The sequence below is a fragment of the Rhizobium leguminosarum bv. trifolii WSM2297 genome (assembly GCF_000271845.1).
The window spans coordinates 1078198-1094700 of the sequence record NZ_JH719393.1; the positions used below are offsets into that span (position 1 = coordinate 1078198).

Annotated in this window: 17 protein-coding genes; 3 read left to right on the forward strand and 14 right to left on the reverse strand. The window is 60.7% G+C overall.

Annotated features, from left to right (window positions below; translation table 11 throughout):
• Window positions 1–71: 71 nt before the first annotated feature.
• Complete coding sequence (locus RLEG4DRAFT_RS08775; RefSeq protein ID WP_020397622.1) at window positions 72–776, forward strand: IclR family transcriptional regulator; 705 nt, start codon at window positions 72–74, stop codon at window positions 774–776.
• 47 nt (window positions 777–823) lie between these two features.
• On the opposite strand, the gene RLEG4DRAFT_RS08780 is transcribed toward RLEG4DRAFT_RS08775, so the two are convergent.
• Entirely contained in the window at window positions 824–1411 is a 588-nt protein-coding gene (locus RLEG4DRAFT_RS08780; RefSeq protein WP_003577030.1) for a VOC family protein, read from the reverse strand.
• Window positions 1412–1537: 126 nt separating this feature from the next.
• On the opposite strand from RLEG4DRAFT_RS08780, the gene RLEG4DRAFT_RS08785 reads away from it, so the two are divergent.
• Entirely contained in the window at window positions 1538–2101 is a 564-nt protein-coding gene (locus RLEG4DRAFT_RS08785) for an NADPH-dependent FMN reductase (protein WP_003577032.1), read from the forward strand.
• Window positions 2102–2200: 99 nt separating this feature from the next.
• Here RLEG4DRAFT_RS08785 and hpaI read toward each other — a convergent pair whose 3' ends face one another.
• From hpaI to RLEG4DRAFT_RS08820, 7 genes are all read right to left on the reverse strand, one after another.
• A complete protein-coding gene (gene hpaI / locus RLEG4DRAFT_RS08790) occupies window positions 2201–3013 on the reverse strand; it encodes a 4-hydroxy-2-oxoheptanedioate aldolase (RefSeq protein WP_003577035.1) in 813 nt (270 codons plus the stop codon).
• Between the two features lie 11 nt (window positions 3014–3024).
• A complete protein-coding gene (gene hpaH / locus RLEG4DRAFT_RS08795) occupies window positions 3025–3828 on the reverse strand; it encodes a 2-oxo-hept-4-ene-1,7-dioate hydratase (protein ID WP_003577036.1) in 804 nt (267 codons plus the stop codon).
• A gap of 2 nt (window positions 3829–3830) precedes the next feature.
• Window positions 3831–4700: a fumarylacetoacetate hydrolase family protein gene (locus tag RLEG4DRAFT_RS08800; RefSeq protein ID WP_003577038.1), complete on the reverse strand. Its 870-nt coding sequence runs from the start codon at window positions 4698–4700 to the stop codon at window positions 3831–3833.
• Window positions 4701–4720: 20 nt separating this feature from the next.
• Window positions 4721–6175, reverse strand: coding sequence for an NADP-dependent succinate-semialdehyde dehydrogenase (gene gabD / locus RLEG4DRAFT_RS08805; protein ID WP_003577040.1), 1455 nt, complete (start codon window positions 6173–6175; stop codon window positions 4721–4723).
• A gap of 65 nt (window positions 6176–6240) precedes the next feature.
• Complete coding sequence (gene hpaD / locus RLEG4DRAFT_RS08810) at window positions 6241–7221, reverse strand: 3,4-dihydroxyphenylacetate 2,3-dioxygenase (protein ID WP_003577042.1); 981 nt, start codon at window positions 7219–7221, stop codon at window positions 6241–6243.
• 37 nt (window positions 7222–7258) lie between these two features.
• A complete protein-coding gene (gene hpaE / locus RLEG4DRAFT_RS08815; protein WP_003577043.1) occupies window positions 7259–8776 on the reverse strand; it encodes a 5-carboxymethyl-2-hydroxymuconate semialdehyde dehydrogenase in 1518 nt (505 codons plus the stop codon).
• A 43-nt stretch (window positions 8777–8819) separates the two neighbouring features.
• Window positions 8820–9212 (reverse strand): 5-carboxymethyl-2-hydroxymuconate Delta-isomerase, encoded by a 393-nt coding sequence (locus RLEG4DRAFT_RS08820; protein WP_003577044.1) that lies wholly within the window; start codon window positions 9210–9212, stop codon window positions 8820–8822.
• A 122-nt stretch (window positions 9213–9334) separates the two neighbouring features.
• Here RLEG4DRAFT_RS08820 and hpaR point away from each other — a divergent pair, with 122 nt between their 5' ends.
• Window positions 9335–9808, forward strand: coding sequence for a homoprotocatechuate degradation operon regulator HpaR (hpaR, locus tag RLEG4DRAFT_RS08825; RefSeq protein WP_051040888.1), 474 nt, complete (start codon window positions 9335–9337; stop codon window positions 9806–9808).
• Window positions 9809–9822: 14 nt separating this feature from the next.
• Here the strand turns inward: hpaR and RLEG4DRAFT_RS08830 are convergent, their stop codons facing one another.
• From RLEG4DRAFT_RS08830 to RLEG4DRAFT_RS08855, 6 genes are read right to left on the reverse strand one after another with little or no spacing between them, the layout of a single operon-like run.
• Entirely contained in the window at window positions 9823–10836 is a 1014-nt protein-coding gene (locus RLEG4DRAFT_RS08830) for a phosphotransferase enzyme family protein (protein ID WP_003577046.1), read from the reverse strand.
• Between the two features lie 8 nt (window positions 10837–10844).
• On the reverse strand, window positions 10845–12128 hold the full coding sequence (locus RLEG4DRAFT_RS08835; RefSeq protein WP_003577047.1) for an aspartate aminotransferase family protein: 1284 nt from the start codon (window positions 12126–12128) through the stop codon (window positions 10845–10847).
• 1 nt (window position 12129) lies between these two features.
• The gene (locus RLEG4DRAFT_RS08840) at window positions 12130–13491 is read right to left on the reverse strand and encodes an aspartate aminotransferase family protein (RefSeq protein WP_003577048.1); all 1362 of its coding nucleotides are present in this window, start codon (window positions 13489–13491) and stop codon (window positions 12130–12132) included.
• Window positions 13492–13508: 17 nt separating this feature from the next.
• Window positions 13509–14159 (reverse strand): HAD family hydrolase, encoded by a 651-nt coding sequence (locus RLEG4DRAFT_RS08845; RefSeq protein ID WP_003577049.1) that lies wholly within the window; start codon window positions 14157–14159, stop codon window positions 13509–13511.
• Window positions 14156–15427 carry a Tm-1-like ATP-binding domain-containing protein gene (locus tag RLEG4DRAFT_RS08850; protein WP_003577050.1) on the reverse strand — a complete coding sequence of 424 codons (1272 nt, stop codon included), beginning with the start codon at window positions 15425–15427 and terminating at the stop codon, window positions 14156–14158. The genes RLEG4DRAFT_RS08845 and RLEG4DRAFT_RS08850 overlap by 4 nt, the downstream gene beginning before the upstream one ends.
• Entirely contained in the window at window positions 15428–16213 is a 786-nt protein-coding gene (locus RLEG4DRAFT_RS08855) for an IclR family transcriptional regulator (protein ID WP_003577051.1), read from the reverse strand.
• Between the last annotated feature and the right edge of the window lie 290 nt (window positions 16214–16503).

Below are 16503 nucleotides of genomic sequence, written 5' to 3' on the forward strand. Positions count from 1 at the left end.
ATCATTTCCGGCCAGAAACCGGTATGACCTACGCAACGGAACGGGCGGCGCGACCTTCACAGGAGTTGAAATTGGCGGAAATCTCATCGACGGGAGACCAGATGCTGACCGTTCTCGAAACGGTGGCGGGGCAGGGGCCTGTCAGCGCGTCCGACGTGGCGCGAATGTGCGACATCAACCGCACGGTGGCCCATCGTCTGCTCGTGACGCTGGCGCAACGCGCTTATGTCCGCCGAAGCGACGAGGGCTATATCGTCGGGCCTGCCGTCTTCAGTCTTGCACGACAGACCGGCACGGATCTGCGCAGCGTCGCCAAACCCGTCATGCAGAGACTGGCGGCGGAAATAGGCGAGACTGTCGTTCTGCACGGGCTGGACAATTGGGAGGCCGTCGTCATCGACCAGGCCGTCGGCCAGCGGCATCTGGTGCGCGTCGAACACAGTCCCGGTTCGCGCCACCCGCTCTACAAAGGAGCCAGCGGCTGGTCTATCCTGGCGTTCCAGGGCGAAAAAGCGATCACTCGTATCCTGAAGAAAACCGACGACCCGGTTGCGGCCCTTGCACGGATCGAAACGACGAAGGCTGATGGCTGCTCCATTTCTCATGACGAGCTGCAGATGGGCGTTCACGGGATCGCCGCGCCCCTTCTCGAAAAGAACGGGCGCTGCGAAGCAAGCCTTGGCGTTCTTGTGCCAAGTACGCGTGCCCATTTGCTTTTGTCGGTACAAAAACCGCTCCTCGAGGCGGCCGCGGAGATCATGAAAGGCCTCAACTGACCGATTGAAGATGCGCATCATCGCGTTGAGGCCCTTCTGTTCAGTTGTCAGGTGTTGAGACCGGAGCGAATGCCCTTGCGTGCCTCGGCTGCATCACGTTCGCGCCGGTCGACATAGGCTTCGAAATCGAAGTTGAGGAGGTCGATTTCCTCGATCGGGTCGTATGCGCGCGATGCGCCTTCCCAGCCGATCTTGTCGATGCCCCAGTAGAATTCCAGCAGATTGCCGTCGGGGTCGCGGGCATAGAAGCGCGGCTGGTTGCCGGGTCCGCCTTTGCGACTGTTGACGATCTCGACGCCCCCGTCCCGCATCTTCTTGAAGAGCCCTTTCAGGTCTTCCGGCGTATTCAGCTCAAACGCGATATGGTGCAGTCCGAAACCATAGCGCGGCGCATCCGGCGCATCGGCGGCGAGAATGTCGCGGCGCATCCGGAAGATCGACATTTCGTGATGCGTGACGTCACAGCGCAGGAAAGCGCCCGCGGCCACAGCCACGCCATGGCCGATCTTCTCTTCCGGATATTCGAACTTTTCCGTCAGACGCATACCCAGATAAGTCGAATAGAAATCGATCGTACGATCGATATCCCTGACCGTGAGCCCAACATGACCGAGCCTGACAACGCGAACCTCCATTCGATGATCCTCCTTTACAATATCCGTTAATTGAACATATATGTTCTTTATACGAACGTTACCGTTCGCGCAAGAGGCGTGAAACAGGCAATGTCATCGCTGACAGGTGAATAAGAACGAGGGAAAATGACCGATACAATCAGCATCGCGGTAATCTGCGGAAGTCTTCGCCAAGGATCGTTCAATGCGGCGATCGCGCGGGAATTTTCGACACTTGCGCCAACCGGGATCTCCTTCCGCCCGCTGGACGGCATGGAAGGTATTCCTCACTACAATGCGGATATTCAGTCTCAGGGCTGCCCCGCCATCGTACGCGACTGGGCCGAGATCATCCGGTCTTCGGATGCCGTTGTGTTCGTCACACCGGAATACAATTACTCGATCCCCGGCGTTTTGAAGAATGCGCTCGATTGGCTATCACGGCTGTCTCCGCCGCCGTTCTCGGGCAAGCCGGTCGCGATCCAGACGGCTTCGGTCGGCATGCTCGGCGGTGCGCGGGCGCAATACCACCTGAGACAGGTGCTGCTTTATCTCGATGCATTCGTGCTGAACAAGCCGGAGATCATGATCGCAGATGCAGCCAGCAAGATCTCGGCGCAGGGCGAGCTTACTGACGAGACGACACGGCGGCTGATCGCAGAACAGCTCGCCGCGCTTCAGGGGCTTATCCAGAGGGTAGCAGCATCTTGAGCATACCCCGCAAAACTGTGCAGCAGTTTTGCGACCACGACATGGGGGAAACCAAAGATCTAAAGCGTCAGCAGCGAAGCTGAAAGAATGCGACGCGTATTAGTAAACCTTTGCCGTGCCCGAACTTCTGGCGGTGGTCGCGCCAGCGTTGCGAAAATCGGTGAGCTGGCGTGAAGCACCGTTTGCCAAAAGGCCAACATCGTTGCCGATGGCGACGAAGGTGGCGCCAAGTTCCACATAGCGCTTGGCCAATGCCTGATCAGCCGTGAGGATGCCCGCGGCCTTGCCGTGCGACTGGATGCGGATCAGCGCCGCTTCAACTGCCTGCTGCACCTCGGCATCGCCAGGCCTGCCGAGATGGCCCATGTCGGCGGCAAGATCGGCTGGTCCAATAAAAACACCGTCGACGCCGGCGGTGGTGGCGATGTCATCGAGTGCGGCCAATCCGGCACGGCTTTCGATCTGCAGCAGCAGGCAAATCTCCTCATTGGCCGTCTGCAGATAGTCGGGAATGCGGCTGAATGCCGAAGCGCGGGCGAGGGCCGCGCCCACCCCACGCATACCGTGCGGCGGGTAACGCACGGCGCGCACCATTGCCTTGGCCTGGTCGCCGCTCTCGACCATTGGCACCAACACGGTTTGCGCGCCGATATCGAGGATCTGCTTCAAAAGCCAGGGCTCGCCGATCGGCGCCCGGATGATCGGATGGCTCGGCGAACCCTTGAGCGCTTGCAACTGCGCCATCATCAGAGGGATATCGTTCGGCGCATGCTCGCCATCGATCAGCAACCAGTCATAGCCCGCGCCTGCGCAGATTTCGGCCGTATAGGGGTTGGCGAGCGCTAGCCAGAGGCCGATCTGCGGACGCTTCTCCGTCAAGGCCGCCTTGAATATGTTTTTTGGCGCCGGCATGGGCATCTCTCCTATGCGAAATAGCTGCTAACGGTACCGTAGGGTCCGAAATCGGCAACGATCGTATCGCCGTGGCGTGCTTCGACCGGGCGAATGAAGGAACCGGCAAGGACGATCTGGCCCGCCTCGATGCCGTCGCCATATTCAGCCAGCCGATTGGCAAGCCAGGCAACGCCGCGCGCCGGCTGGTTGAGAACTCCGGCCCCCAGACCGGTTTCCTCGACCTCGGAGTTGCGACTGACAATTGCGCCCATCCAGCGCATGTCGACAGTGTCGGGTCGCACCATGCGTCCGCCGAGCACGATGCCGGCATTGGCCGCATTGTCGGAAATCGTGTCGACGATGGTACGGGCCTTCTTCGTGTCCGGATCGACACGTAGGATCCGCGTATCGAGAATTTCCAGCGCCGGCGTCACATAGTCGGTGGCATTGAGCACGTCGAAGACCGTGGCGTTGGGCCCCTTCAACGGCGCCTTCATGATGAAGGCGATTTCCGCCTCGATGCGTGGCTGGATAAAGCGATCCTTCGCAATCGTCTCGCCGTCCTCGAACATCATGTCGTCGAACAGGACGCCGGAGTCGGGAATGTCGATGTTCAGCGCATACTGCATCGCCTTGGAGGTCAGGCCAATCTTCCAGCCGATCACCTTGCGACCGGAAGCGACCTTCTTCTTGACCCAGGCCGACTGCACCGCATAGGCGTCGTCCATCGTCATGCCGGCGTACTGCAGCGACAAGAGACCGGTCTGGACGCGTGTCCGCTCTGCGATGTCAAGCCGTTCGGCCGCCTGGCGGATCTCATCGGGTGTCAACATGGTCAAACCTCGTCTGCGATCGTGTTGCGTAAGATGCCGATACCATCGGCCTCGACCTCGACGACATCGCAAGGCTTCAGCCAGATCGGCGGATCGAAGCGGGCACCGGCGCCGGTCGGCGTGCCGGTGACGATCACATCACCGGGAACCAGCGTGGTGAAGGTCGAGATGTAGTTGATGATCTTGCGGAAGGAAAAGATCATCCGGCTGGTGCGGTCGCTCTGGCGAACTTCTCCGTTGACGCGGGTTTCGAGCCTGATGTCGGCGATCTGCGCCTCGTCCGTGAACGGGATCAGCCAGGGGCCGATCGAGCCGGTGCGGTCGAAATTCTTGCCCTGGGTGACGTTGAACTTGGCGTGGCGGACCCAGTCGCGGATCGTGCCCTCATTGCACAGAGACAGCGCCGCGACGTGGGATAGTGCCTCAGCCTCGGGAATGCGCCGGCCGCCCTTGCCGATGATGATGACGATTTCACCTTCGTAGTCGAGCTGCGGGCTTTCCGGCGGTCGGATCAGCGGCTGATCGTGGCCGGTGAAGGAGCGCGGAAAGCGAATGAACAGGGAGGGATTGGAAGGCGCTGCCTGCCCATCCTTGTATTCCTCGTTGCGGTCGGGAAAGTTTACGCCGACGCAGATGATCTTCTCCGGGGCGGGAACAGGGATTTCGTAGCGGATGTCCGACACCGGGAAATCGGGCTCCAAGGCCGCCGCTTCCTCGGCGAGCTTCAGCAGCGCGCCGCCGGCAATCACCTCGCGCAGCGTTGGCCACTTCGCGCCATGGCGGGCGGAAAGGTCAATGATTCCATCTCCGGCAAGAACGCCGTATCCACTGTGGTCGTTGCGGGTAAAGCTGACAAATTTCGGGTGGGACATCGTTTTTCTTCCTATTCAGTTCAGCCGATGCCGCCGAGGCAGACATATTTGATCTCGGTGAATTCCTCGATGCCGTATTTCGAGCCCTCACGGCCGAGACCCGACAGTTTGACGCCGCCAAACGGCGCTTCAGCTGTCGAGATCAAGCCGGTATTGACGCCGACCATGCCGTATTCCAGCGCCTCGGCCACACGAAATACCCGAGCCAGATCCTTGGCGTAGAAGTAAGAGGCGAGGCCGAACTCGGTGTCGTTTGCCTGCTCGATGACGTCGGCTTCGTCCTTGAAACGGAACAGCGGCGCCAGCGGCCCGAAGGTTTCCTCGCGCGCCACCGCCATGTCCTTGGTGACCTCGCCCAAGATGGTCGCCTCGAAGAAGGTGCCGCCCAGCGCATGCCGTTTGCCGCCTTGCACGACGCGCGCGCCCTTGCCCACCGCGTCTGCGATATGCTCCTCGACCTTGGCGAGGGCGGCCTTGTCGATCAGCGGTCCGAGGATGACGCCTTCGTCAAAGCCGTTGCCGGTTTTCAGCTTGCCGACGGCCGCCGCCAGCTTCGCGGCGAAGGCATCATAGACGCTGTCCTGGACATAGATGCGGTTGGCGCAGACGCAGGTCTGGCCGTTGTTGCGGTATTTGGCAATCAGCGCGCCTTCGACCGCAGCATCGAGGTCGGCATCGTCGAAGACAATGAAGGGCGCATTGCCGCCAAGCTCGAGGCCGAGCTTCTTGATCGTTGGTGCGCATTGCTTGTAGAGTTCGGTGCCGATTTCGGTCGAGCCGGTAAAGGTCAGTTTTCGCACCACCGGGTTCGAGGTCATCTCGGCGCCGATGGCCGCGGCCGAGCCGGTGATGATGCTGAAGAGGCCCTTCGGCAAGCCGGCGCGTTCTGCCAGGATCGCAATCGCGATCGCCGAGAACGGCGTCTGCGAGGCAGGCTTCAGCACCATGGCGCAGCCGGCGGCAAAGGCGGGACCGGCCTTGCGGGTGATCATCGCATTGGGGAAGTTCCACGGCGTGATTGCCGCGACGACGCCGATCGGCTGCTTCATCACCATGATGCGCTTGTCGGGCTGGTGGCCGGGGATCAGGTCGCCGTAGATGCGGCGGCCTTCCTCGGCAAACCATTCGATGAAGCTCGCACCATAGACGATTTCACCGGTCGCCTCCGCCAGCGGCTTGCCCTGTTCCAGGGTCAGAATACGGCCAAGATCGTCCTTGTTTTCGATCATCAGCTCGTACCATTTGCGCAGGATCGCGCAGCGTTCCTTGGCAGTGCGCCCAGCCCAGCCCTTCTGGGCCACGCGGGCAGCCTCAATGGCCGTCCTGGTCTCGGCGGCGCCCAGCTTCGGCACCCGGCCGATGATCTCGCCAGTCGCCGGGTTGTTCACCTCGATCGCGTTGTTCGGATCGGCCTCGATCCAATTATCGCCGACAAGAGCGGCTTGGCGGAACAAGGAAGGATCTTGCAATTTCATGGCTGGCTCCTCACCAAGCGTTAAAAAGACGGCGGACGCTTTCGCGCCCGCCCAGCTGGGGAAATTCAGGGTGCAACGATCGGCTGGGCCTTCAGCACGGAATCGCGCATCTCGGTGCCGGCAAATGTGCTGCCTTCCTCGAACCAGGATTTCGGCGCCGGAGCTCCCCAGAGCGTCTGGCGCTGCGGATCCTTGAGATCCCATTTGATCGGCTCGAGATCCGGATCGACCGTCTGATAATCCGAGCAATAGATCTCGATACGATGGCCATCCGGATCGCGGATATAAAGGAAGAAGGCATTCGAAATACCGTGACGGCCGGGGCCGCGCTCGATATTGGGCAGCCAACCGGTGGTCGCCATCAGATCGAGCAGGTCGATGATGTTGAGCGGCGTCGGAACCCAGAACGCGGTGTGATGCAAACGCGGACCGCGACCGTTGGTAAACGCGATGTCGTGGACGCCACCCTTGCGATGCGTCCATGCCGCCCAGAGCTTCCCGGTTTCCTCGTCGGCAGTGTATTCCGTCACGCGGAAGCCGATCTCATTGTAGAAGGCAACGCTTTCGTCGACATTCGGTGAGAAGCAGTTGAAGTGATCGATACGGAGCGGCTTTACGCCTCTGTAGAGGGCATATTTCTGGTGGATCGGCGGCAGGCGGTCCATTTTCGAATAGAATTCCAGCGGAATGCCATGCGGATCGCGGGTACGGAAGGTACGCGACTGGTAGGGCCGCTCGATCCATTCGACCGGCAGGCCCTTGCCCTTGAAGAAATGCTCGGCCTTATCGAGGTCCTCGTCGGAGAAGACTTTGAAGCCGAGATCGCGTGCTTCGGCGGCCGCTTCTTTTTTCAGGACGATGCAGTGATGCCCTCGTTCTTCGAGCGCACGCAGATAGATCGTGTCTGCCGTCTCGTCGGTAACCTGCAAGCCGAGCGTGTCGACGTAGAAGGCGCGCGATTTCGCAAGGTCGGTCACGGCAAGCTCGACATGGCTGAGGCGCACGATGTTGAAGGGCGGATAAAGATTTGGTGTGGGCAGGGGCATAGGGTTCTCCTCCAAATTCAATAGGTGTCCGGTGCACTCAGCCGCCGAGTTTCTGGATCGCATGCGCCTTGGTGGCGAAAGCAACGTTTTTGGTCTCCATGTAGAAATCGAAGGACCAATCGCCGCCGTCACGGCCGATACCGGAATTCTTGACGCCGCCGAAAGGGGTCGGTAGATGGCGGACGTTTTCCGAATTCACCCAGATCATCCCGGCTTCCAGGCCATCGGTGAAGCGGAAAGCGCGGGTGATATCCGAGGTCCAGAGATAGCCCGTCAGCCCGTATTGCACGTCGTTGGCAAGCGCCAGCGCATCGGCCTCGTCCTTGAACGGGATCGCGGTCAGAACCGGCCCGAAGATTTCTTCCTGCGCGATACGCATTTGGTTGTTGGCGTCGGTGAAGAGGGTGGGGGATACGTAGCATCCGCCACCCGGCCCTTCGAATTTCGTGCCGCCAGCGGCAACCGTCGCGCCGCCGGCTTTGCCGATCTCGATATATTCCAGCACCTTCTTTTCGTGCACGGGGTGGATCAGCGGACCGACCACAGTTTCTGGATCAAGGGGGTGGCCGACCTTGATGCGCTTGGCCTTCTCGGCGACCATCGCCGTGAAGCGGTCGTAGATGTTTTCCTCCACCAGCAAGCGGGAAGACGAGGTGCAGCGCTCGCCATTCAGCGAATAGATCATGAAGACGGCAGCATCGGCGGCACGTTCAAGGTCTGCATCGGCAAAAACGATGACGGGATTCTTGCCGCCAAGTTCGAAATGCACCCGCTTCAGCGTGTCGGCGCCTTGTTTCATGATCATCGAGCCGGTGCGGCTTTCGCCGACGAAGCCGATCGCTCTGATGGCGGGATGCTCGGTCAGCGCCTTGCCGGCGTCCTCGCCGAGGCCGTTGACGAGATTCCAGACACCCTTCGGCAAGCCCGCGTCTTCGGCGATCTCGACCAACAGCCGTGCCGTCAGCGGTGAAAACTCCGCCGGCTTGTGGACGATGGTGCACCCGGCAGCGAGCGCCGGTGCTATCTTCCAGGTCGACAGCATGAAGGGTGTATTCCATGGCGTAATGACGCCGACTGGTCCGATCGGTGCACGGCTGGTGAAGTTGACTTGACCATCGGCACGCAGCGTTTTGCCGTCACGGGCTTCCACGGCGCGGTCAGCGAAGAAGCGGAAGTTCTCGGCTCCGCGAAGGGCTGCCTTCGCCATGAATTTCAGCGATTGGCCGGTGTCCATGCATTCGACGAACGCGATCTCTTCGGAACGTGCCACGATCGCATCGGCAATCTTATGGAGAAGTTTCTTGCGCGCGTCGCCCGACATCGCGGCCCAGGCAGGAAAGGCGGCTTTTGCGGCTTGTGCCGCCCGGTCCACATCCGCCGCCTTGCCGTGTGCCACCTTTGCCAAAACCTTCAGATCGACCGGAGAGATGATGTCGAACGTGGTGCCATCGGCTGCAGGCATGGCCTCGCCAGCGATATGGTTCAGTACGCCGTCTTTGCGAAAGTGAGCCAAATAGGCTTCGGCCTTTGCGATGTTTTCTTCAAGTGTCGACATGCTTTTCTCCGATGTGTCCTGCTTGCGGTCACTCGCTGCGGCGCTAACCGTTTGTCTTGCGCAGGCGCGGGTGGATGGCGTTTTTCTTCCAGCTCAGCGCCGGGTCGATTTCGCGGATCTCGAGGGTGAGGGCGAAGTGCGGTGTCTCGAACAACTTTCCGAGGTGTTCCGTGACGGCGGCAAAGATCGCTTCGCCAGTCCGCCGCTTGTCTTCCTGGCTACGACCTTCGCCGATACGAAAGGACATATCGATGAAGGCGTTTTCATCGAGCAGATCGGCAATCGCATAGGCTTCGCACCGGATGGAGCGCACCCGCACGGCACCGGTCTCGAACAGACCCGTGCCGAGAATCTCGGTGTGGACAACACGGCACAGCGCGGCGAAGTCCACTTTTCCGTCGAGATTAGCCGAATAATCCATGGTGAAATGCGGCATCGTTCCTCCCCGCGCCACGACCTCAGTATATTTAACATGTTAAATATTTTGCCGGCTCTGTCAAGGGCATCGTGTCTGCCGGCCACGTTGCGCGGTTCAAGAAATTGATCCATAGAACCCTTATGACCAAACAATCCCCTGACGATAACGGCATAATGCAGGATGCCTTGCTGCCCCGCGATACACGCCGCTCGCTGCCGATTGCGTTGCTTCGGGCGCGTGAAGCGGTGATGGGGCACTTCCGGCCCATGCTGGCGCTGCATGATGTGACGGAACAGCAATGGCGCGTCATTCGCATTCTGGCAGAGGCCGGAACACTGGATGCATCGGAGATGTCCGAACGGGCCTTTATCCTTGCTCCCAGCCTGACGCGGATCATTCGGTCTCTCGAGGAGCGCGGCTTCATCACCAAGAGCAAGGATGCTGAAGACGGCCGCCGGATACTGTTGCAGATCACGGCCGCGGGACTGAAGATCATCAACGAGGTCAGTCCCGACAGTCGGATGATTTATACCGCGCTTGAGCAGCGGTTCGGCCGCGAGCGCATCGATACCTTGCTCGACATGCTCGACGAACTGGCGACGCTGAACAAATAGCACGGCCTGCGCTCCTATCTGCTGGCGCCGGTTTGGAGGCTGTCTGCCAGCGCCAGAGCATCGGCTACATAGCGGTGAAGCCGCTCTGCCGCATCAGGCGTCCCAATTCGCTCACCGATCCAGCCGATATAAGTGATGCTGCGCAGAACCATGAAGAGTGGCAGGGTTTCAAGGGCGCTGTCCGGTAGCGACCGCACGCCGCGATATCCCTCGATCAAAGCTGCCTTGATGAGTTCGTAGTGCGGCTCGCCGCGATTCTTGAACAAGGCTGTGGCGATGTCGAACATCCGCCAGCCGTAGCCTCCATCATCAAAGTCGATCAATTCGACATGATCGCCGTCTATGAGCACGTTTTCCCGGACGAGATCGGCATGGATGAGACCATAGTCGAGATGGCGGAGTGCATCGGTTTTCTCCCGCAGGAAAAGCCTGAGATCCGATAATTGCATCGCCTGATTCGGCGACAGTCCCGCACAATCCCAGAATCGGCCCCAAAGCGGCTGCCCGCCAAGCAAACCATCGCCGTCCCATGTCGGGCGGTGGAAGTCGGCCGGTGGTCTCCAGGCATCGGTGGCTGCGTGCATCCGGGCTATCGCTTCACCCAGCAGGCGGAAAATAACGACGAGGCGCTCCCTGGAATGCGCGAGAAGAACACCTGATTGGCCGAGCGGGCTGCCGGTCATCCAGCTTACAATGTCGGCGTATTGCTCACCGAACTCAGGATTTGCCGCAAGTGCCACGGTTTGGCGTCCGTCCGGCGTGGAAACAGGTGCCGGAACGCGCAGGCCCGCCTCGCGTAAGGCTGCCATCCAGGAGAGTTCCGAGACCAATGCACTTTTATTGTGATAGCCAGGCCGGTGCAGCCGCAGGGCTGCAGGCTCGCCGCTCCTGAGCGTCACCCGGAATACCGCATTCTCCCGGTATTTCAGTAGCTGGGGTATCTGGGCGCCGAGCTCCCAGCTGGCAAGCGCTTCGCATGCCCGCGCACTCAGCGCCTCCATGAAAGAGGTAGTTTCATGTTCCGACATGGCCGCCGTCACAATCCGGACAGAACGTCATCGAGCGTGGAAAGCATCAAATCGGCATTCTCCTTCGAAAATGGCATGGGTGGCCGGATCTTGGTCGCGCATTGATGCACCCCGATTTTGCCCATCAGAACGCCGCGCGCGCGCATGTCATTGATGACCTTTGTGGCGATGTCCGGCGCCGGGGTCTTTCTCTCGTGGTCGAGAACAAGCTCCGCCCCGAAGAACAGGCCGCTGCCACGCACGTTGCCGATGACGTCATGTTTCTCGGACAGGCGCTTGAGTCCGTCTTGCGCATAGGCACCGACGGTCCGGGCGTTTTCCATTAGCCCTTCATCTTCGATCACATCGAGAACCGCCAAGGCCGCAGCACAGGAAACCGGATTGCCGCCAAAGGTATTGAAATAGCGAAAGGCCTTGCGGAAGGCGTTCAGCGTGTCGGCATTGGCGACGACGCCGCCGACCGGATGGCCGTTGGCCATCGGCTTGCCGAGCGTCACCACGTCGGGCACGAAGCCTGCGCGCTGGTGGCCCCACATATGGCCGCCAGTGCGCCCGAAACCCGGCTGCACCTCGTCGGATATGACAAGCCCTCCCGCCTTGCGCACGGCAGTGATTGCCTTGTCGAGAAAGCCCGTGGGCAGGTCGGGAAATCCCTCATTGGCAAAGAACGGGCAGATGATGAGCGCCGAAAAGCCGTGCGGGCTGCTCTGTAGCGAAGCGATCGCTTTTTTCACTTCAGCGGCGAAAGCCTCGGCAAAGGCTTCGCCGGGCATGCCACCCAGTGGCCGATAGCTGTCGGGCGCCGGCACGTGGCGGACATGACCGCCGAAGCCGCCGACGGGGGGCATACGGGTAGAGAGCTGCGACACGGCCGCGGTATTGCCGTGGTAGGTGTGGTTGGTCGCGATAACACCGGTCTTTCCCGTGACCGCCTGTGCCATGCGCAACGCGATGTCATTGGCTTCGCTGCCGGTGCAGGTCATGATCGCAGTATTGAGGCTCTTGTCGAACGTCGATGTCAGCCGCTCGACATAGTCGAGGATGCCCTCATGCAGGTATCGCGTGTGGGTATTCAGCGTCGACGCTTGCCGGGTGATCGCGTCCACCACGCGCGGGTGGCAATGGCCGACGTGCGGCACATTGTTGTAGCAATCGAGATATTTCCGGCCGTCCGCGTCCCACAGCCAGACACCTTCTCCACGCACCAGTTGCACGGGTTCGTCATAAAAGGTGGACATGTTTCGGCCAAGAAGGCGTTCGCGACGGGCGAGAAGTGCTGCGTTTTCGGCCATGTCATTTGCCTCCCGCGGCAGCTGTCAGGCCTGCCTCGAGTGCGGCGAGGATCCGATCTACACCGGCCGTGGTGATGATAAGCGGCGGCGAGATGATCACGTTGGAGCCGGAGGTACGCACCATCACGCCGGCGTCGTAGGCCGCGTCTTGCAGGCGCTGGACCACATCCTTCGGCGCGCCGGTCTTTGTCGCGCGATCCGTCACCAGTTCCAGCGCGCACATCAGCCCTTTGCCGCGCACGTCGCCGATCAGTTCGTGTTTTTCCTTCAGTCTGTTCAGACCGGCCAGCAGTTCGTTGCCGCGCGCGCCTGCATTGGCGGCCACGTTGAGGCGCTTGGTCTCCTTGAGCGTCGCCAGCGCCGCCGCTGCACCCACAGGGTGGCCGGAATAGGTGTAGCCATGGCCGATGGTGCCGACGGTGTTCTTGTTTGCCTCGAAGGCTTCCGCGATCTTGTCGGAAATCATTACCGCACCGAAGGGATAATAGCCGTTGGTAATCGCCTTGGCGGTCGACATCAGGTCGGGCCTGGTGCCCCACAGGCGTGATCCCGTCCAGGCGCCGGTGCGGCCAAAGGCCGTGATGACCTCGTCGGCGATCAGAAGAATGCCGTTTCTGTCGCAGATGGTACGCATTAGCGGCATGAAGGTTTCGTGCGGCACCATGATGCCGCCGGCACCCAGAACTGGCTCCATGATGAAGGCGGCGATCGTATCGGCGCCCTGGAAGGCGATCTCGTCTTCGAACTGACGACCGATGGCCGCGGCGATTTCAGCCGGATCGTCGGTGCCGAAGGGATTGCGGTAGCCATAGGGAGCCGCCAGGTGCGAAACGCCCGGGAGCAGCGGCTCGTAGTTGCGACGGTTGTTGGCATTGCCGTTGACGGAGGCGCCGCCGAAATGGGTCCCATGATAGCCTTTCTTCAGCGCCACGAATTTGGTGCGCTCCGGCTGGCCGTTCACCTTGTGATATTGGCGGGCAAGCCGCAGGCACGTCTCCACGGAATCCGAGCCGCCCGAGGTGAAAAAGGATCGGCTGAGGCCGTCTTCCTTGAACCACTCAGCCAGTTCGTAAGACAGTTCGATCAGCGGCGGATTGGTAGTGCCGCGAAAGGCGGAATAATAAGGAAGTTCCTCGAGTTGGTCACGGATGGCCTGTTTGATCGGATCGCAGGAATAGCCGAGGTTGACGTTCCACAACCCGCCGACACCATCCAGCACCGTCTTGCCGTCGATATCGGTGATTTCGACACCGGAAGCCGCCTTGATGATGCGCGGTGGGTTGGCCAGCATGTCGGCCGGATGCGCCATCGGGTGCCAGACGTGGCGGGCGTTGTTTTCGGTCAGGAAATTGGTTTCGCGCATGGCGTGATCCTTTTAGTTCAAAGTCCGATCATGGAAAGGGCGCGGGCGTAGCCGTCCGCGGGGCGAGTAACGTCGAAATGGACGTTGGGAAGTTTGACGGCGGCAGCGCCCTCAATGTTCTTCAGCTGATCGTCGACGAAGACACAGGCTTCGCGCGGAAGCCCGACTTCGGCGATCACCTGTTCATAGGCGCGCGGATCCGGTTTCAGGATCTTCGTGTAGGTGGCATCGACGATAACGTCGAAGAGATCGATCAGCGGGAAGCGCTTGCGGAATTCGACACCATAGAAAAGATCGAGTTCATTCGAAAGGATGGCGAGCCGCAGGCCAGCGGCCTTGGCGCGGGTGATGGCGTCTGCCGCCTCCGGACGCAGCACGAGATCGGCATCGGCGCCGCGCGCCCGCTGGACGAAGGTCTTCATGTCGGCCCACTCTTCGCCGACCAGCCGGCCGACTTCCGCAGTGCGTGTCATCCAGTAGTCGCGTTCGGTGATCTCGCGATTCTGCATCGATACCCAGAGTGGATCGGTCGTCGTGTCGAACGGACCGCGCCAGGTGAGCGTGCCGGCGGCAAGGCCAAGCGCCCGCTCGGTGACGTCGTGCGTTTCGAAGAGCGTGCGGGTCACGACGCCGCCGAAATCGAGAATGAGTGCGCGATCACCTGTCATGGCCTGCCTTCCGGGATGATGCCCTGTGCAACCCACGCATCGAATACGGCGAGGGCTTTTGTGGAGAATTGGGGGGAATTGATGTGACCATCGACCTCATGCAGGGCGACGGATGGGGGGAGGGCCAGGCGCACCGCATCGATGAAGGCCGAAAGGCCTACCGGATCATGCAACGGTTCACCCGGCTGGTCCCATTCCTGTATGCCTTCGAGCGGCAGGATAAGGGCGACCGGCGCCTGCGCGCCGCCAAGCTTTTCTCCGATCAGCGCAGCCGTTGCCCGGCGTCCTTCAGGCGAGGTGGTGACCGAGCCGATCAGCCGGTTGTGTGCGTGATAAGGTCGCTCGGCAAGTGCTGCCGGCAGCGGCTGCCATGCGGGCAGGTCCACCATATCGACCGCGCCGGGCGCGACGATCTGCGGTATGCCGGAGCGGCCCGCATTTTCCATGCGGTCCGGACCGGAGGTGACGACGGTGCCATTCTGGTGGTTGACGACTTCCTGCATGCAGAAGTCGAACACCGCGGCAAAGCCTTTCTGCGCGGCAATCGCCTCGAAGGCCCGTCCGCCCATGCCGGTCGAGTGGAACACTGCGACCTCATAACCGCGCTTTTCGAGCTCCGGCTTCAGGTGTTTCATGTATTTGAGGCAGGTGGAACCGAGGGAGGTCATTCCGATCAACGGCCGGTCCGCCTTGGGCTTCATGCTGGAGCGGGCAGCCCCGACGACGGCGCCGCAGGCCTGGGAAAGCACGGCGCGGCAGATATCATTCAATCCGTAAAGTCCGCCGGCCCAAAGTATCATCATCAGGTCCGGGGCGATGCGCTCCGGCGGCACGAGATGCGAATAGGCAATCGTCGAGACCACGAATTTGGGAACGCCGAGCGGCAGGGCGGCCGCCACGTCAAGCGCAAGGTCCGTACCCATGGAGCCGCCCAGAACAATGATGCCATCCGCCTTTCCGGTCGCATGCAACGTTCTGACGAGAGCCGCAGCGCCGGTCGACATCAGCGCCATTGCTGAATTTTCGTCGCCGCTGTTAATGATCGCTTCGATCGAGGTTCCCGCCGACTTGGCGATGTCGTGCCGGCAATAATCAGGTGTGTAAGGCGGATCTGATAAGATACTGACGTCGACCATGACCGGTTCTGCGCCGGCATCGCGGATGATGCCTGCCATGAACTGAAGCTCGTCGGATTTGGTGTCACCGGTTCCAATCACAAGGATGCTGGGCAGGCGTGTTTGTTCTGGCGAAGGCTCTGCTGGGCTCATTCAACCGGTCCTCTTTGTTTGCGTTTTTGTTCCCGAAGGCCCTTCCGGCCCGTAGTATTTTTCTGAGATACGTTTGGCTGTGTCGGCGACGGCTGCGCCGAAGCCCGCCAGAGTGGCCGCGCGCGCGCGCGCCAGCGGCGCCGCGATGGTGATGGAGCCGATCGGTTGACCGGTCGGCGAAAGAATGGGAGCGCCGGTGCTGACGACGCCGACTTCGAGACCCTGGCTGCTGATGGAAAATCCGCGCGCGACCGTTTCGTCTATCATTTTTTGGACCACGGCCGGGTCGGTCACGGTGTGCTCGGTGAAGGCTTCGAGCGGCTGCGACAGGGACGACTCGATGTACTTCTTATCGGAGAAAGCCAGATAGGCGAGGCCTGATGCCGTGGCGTGGAAAGGCAGGCGCGTGCCGATCTCGACGATGACCCGGTGGGCCCGCGGTGAGTCCTCGACATGGATCGTCGAAAGTGTGCTGCCGCTGAATTCGGCGAGATGAACAGTTTCCTCGGACTTCTCAGCGAGCTCCCTTACGAAGGGGATGGCGACCCGCAGGAACGGGTAGCGCGCCTCGCGAATCCGCGCCAGGCGAACCGGAGCTGAACCGATCCGGTATCTGCGCGTCTCCGGATCCTGCTCGATGAAGCCATGCTTTTCCAACTCGACAAGCAGGCGTCGGGCCGTTGCCTTGTCGAGGTCGCAGAGACGAGCGATATCCGTCAACCCCGCTTCGTGGTTCAGTTGCGACAGGCTGTCCAGCAAGGACAGTGCTTTTCCGACGGTGCTCATGCGGTTTCCTTTTTTGCCCGGTCGTCGTTCGATACCGGTCGGTTTGTTACGGACACCTGTCTGGGTCATCACCGTCGATGCCGGGTCCTCTATGCCGGCACAAACTACTTAACATGCGAAATAACTTGACAGGTGTAGCCGTTATTTGCAAGTCTATATTTGAAGCAATGGTTCAATATGTGAACCATATGCGCTGACCTGCGCGCGGCCAAGAGCAAAAGAAAAAACGCGGCAGATTAGTCCGGTTTGAAAATGACGGCGATTTTGGGAGGACGCGTTTTCCCGGAGCG

Bases quoted from the DNA above. Each gene is read 5' to 3' on its own strand.
- hpaH (WP_003577036.1), bottom strand. From the start codon at position 3,828: ATGTTGACACCCGATGAGATCCGCCAGGCGGCCGAACGGCTTGACATC.
- RLEG4DRAFT_RS08830 (WP_003577046.1), bottom strand. From the start codon at position 10,836: ATGTCGGAACATGAAACTACCTCTTTCATGGAGGCGCTGAGTGCGCGG.
- gabD (WP_003577040.1), bottom strand. From the start codon at position 6,175: ATGAAATTGCAAGATCCTTCCTTGTTCCGCCAAGCCGCTCTTGTCGGC.
- hpaE (WP_003577043.1), bottom strand. From the start codon at position 8,776: ATGTCGACACTTGAAGAAAACATCGCAAAGGCCGAAGCCTATTTGGCT.
- hpaD (WP_003577042.1), bottom strand. From the start codon at position 7,221: ATGCCCCTGCCCACACCAAATCTTTATCCGCCCTTCAACATCGTGCGC.
- RLEG4DRAFT_RS08820 (WP_003577044.1), bottom strand. From the start codon at position 9,212: ATGCCGCATTTCACCATGGATTATTCGGCTAATCTCGACGGAAAAGTG.
- RLEG4DRAFT_RS08780 (WP_003577030.1), bottom strand. From the start codon at position 1,411: ATGGAGGTTCGCGTTGTCAGGCTCGGTCATGTTGGGCTCACGGTCAGG.
- RLEG4DRAFT_RS08840 (WP_003577048.1), bottom strand. From the start codon at position 13,491: ATGCGCGAAACCAATTTCCTGACCGAAAACAACGCCCGCCACGTCTGG.
- RLEG4DRAFT_RS08850 (WP_003577050.1), bottom strand. From the start codon at position 15,427: ATGAGCCCAGCAGAGCCTTCGCCAGAACAAACACGCCTGCCCAGCATC.
- RLEG4DRAFT_RS08835 (WP_003577047.1), bottom strand. From the start codon at position 12,128: ATGGCCGAAAACGCAGCACTTCTCGCCCGTCGCGAACGCCTTCTTGGC.
- RLEG4DRAFT_RS08845 (WP_003577049.1), bottom strand. From the start codon at position 14,159: ATGACAGGTGATCGCGCACTCATTCTCGATTTCGGCGGCGTCGTGACC.
- RLEG4DRAFT_RS08855 (WP_003577051.1), bottom strand. From the start codon at position 16,213: ATGAGCACCGTCGGAAAAGCACTGTCCTTGCTGGACAGCCTGTCGCAA.
- RLEG4DRAFT_RS08800 (WP_003577038.1), bottom strand. From the start codon at position 4,700: ATGTCCCACCCGAAATTTGTCAGCTTTACCCGCAACGACCACAGTGGA.
- RLEG4DRAFT_RS08785 (WP_003577032.1), top strand. From the start codon at position 1,538: ATGACCGATACAATCAGCATCGCGGTAATCTGCGGAAGTCTTCGCCAA.
- hpaR (WP_051040888.1), top strand. From the start codon at position 9,335: ATGACCAAACAATCCCCTGACGATAACGGCATAATGCAGGATGCCTTG.
- hpaI (WP_003577035.1), bottom strand. From the start codon at position 3,013: ATGCCGGCGCCAAAAAACATATTCAAGGCGGCCTTGACGGAGAAGCGT.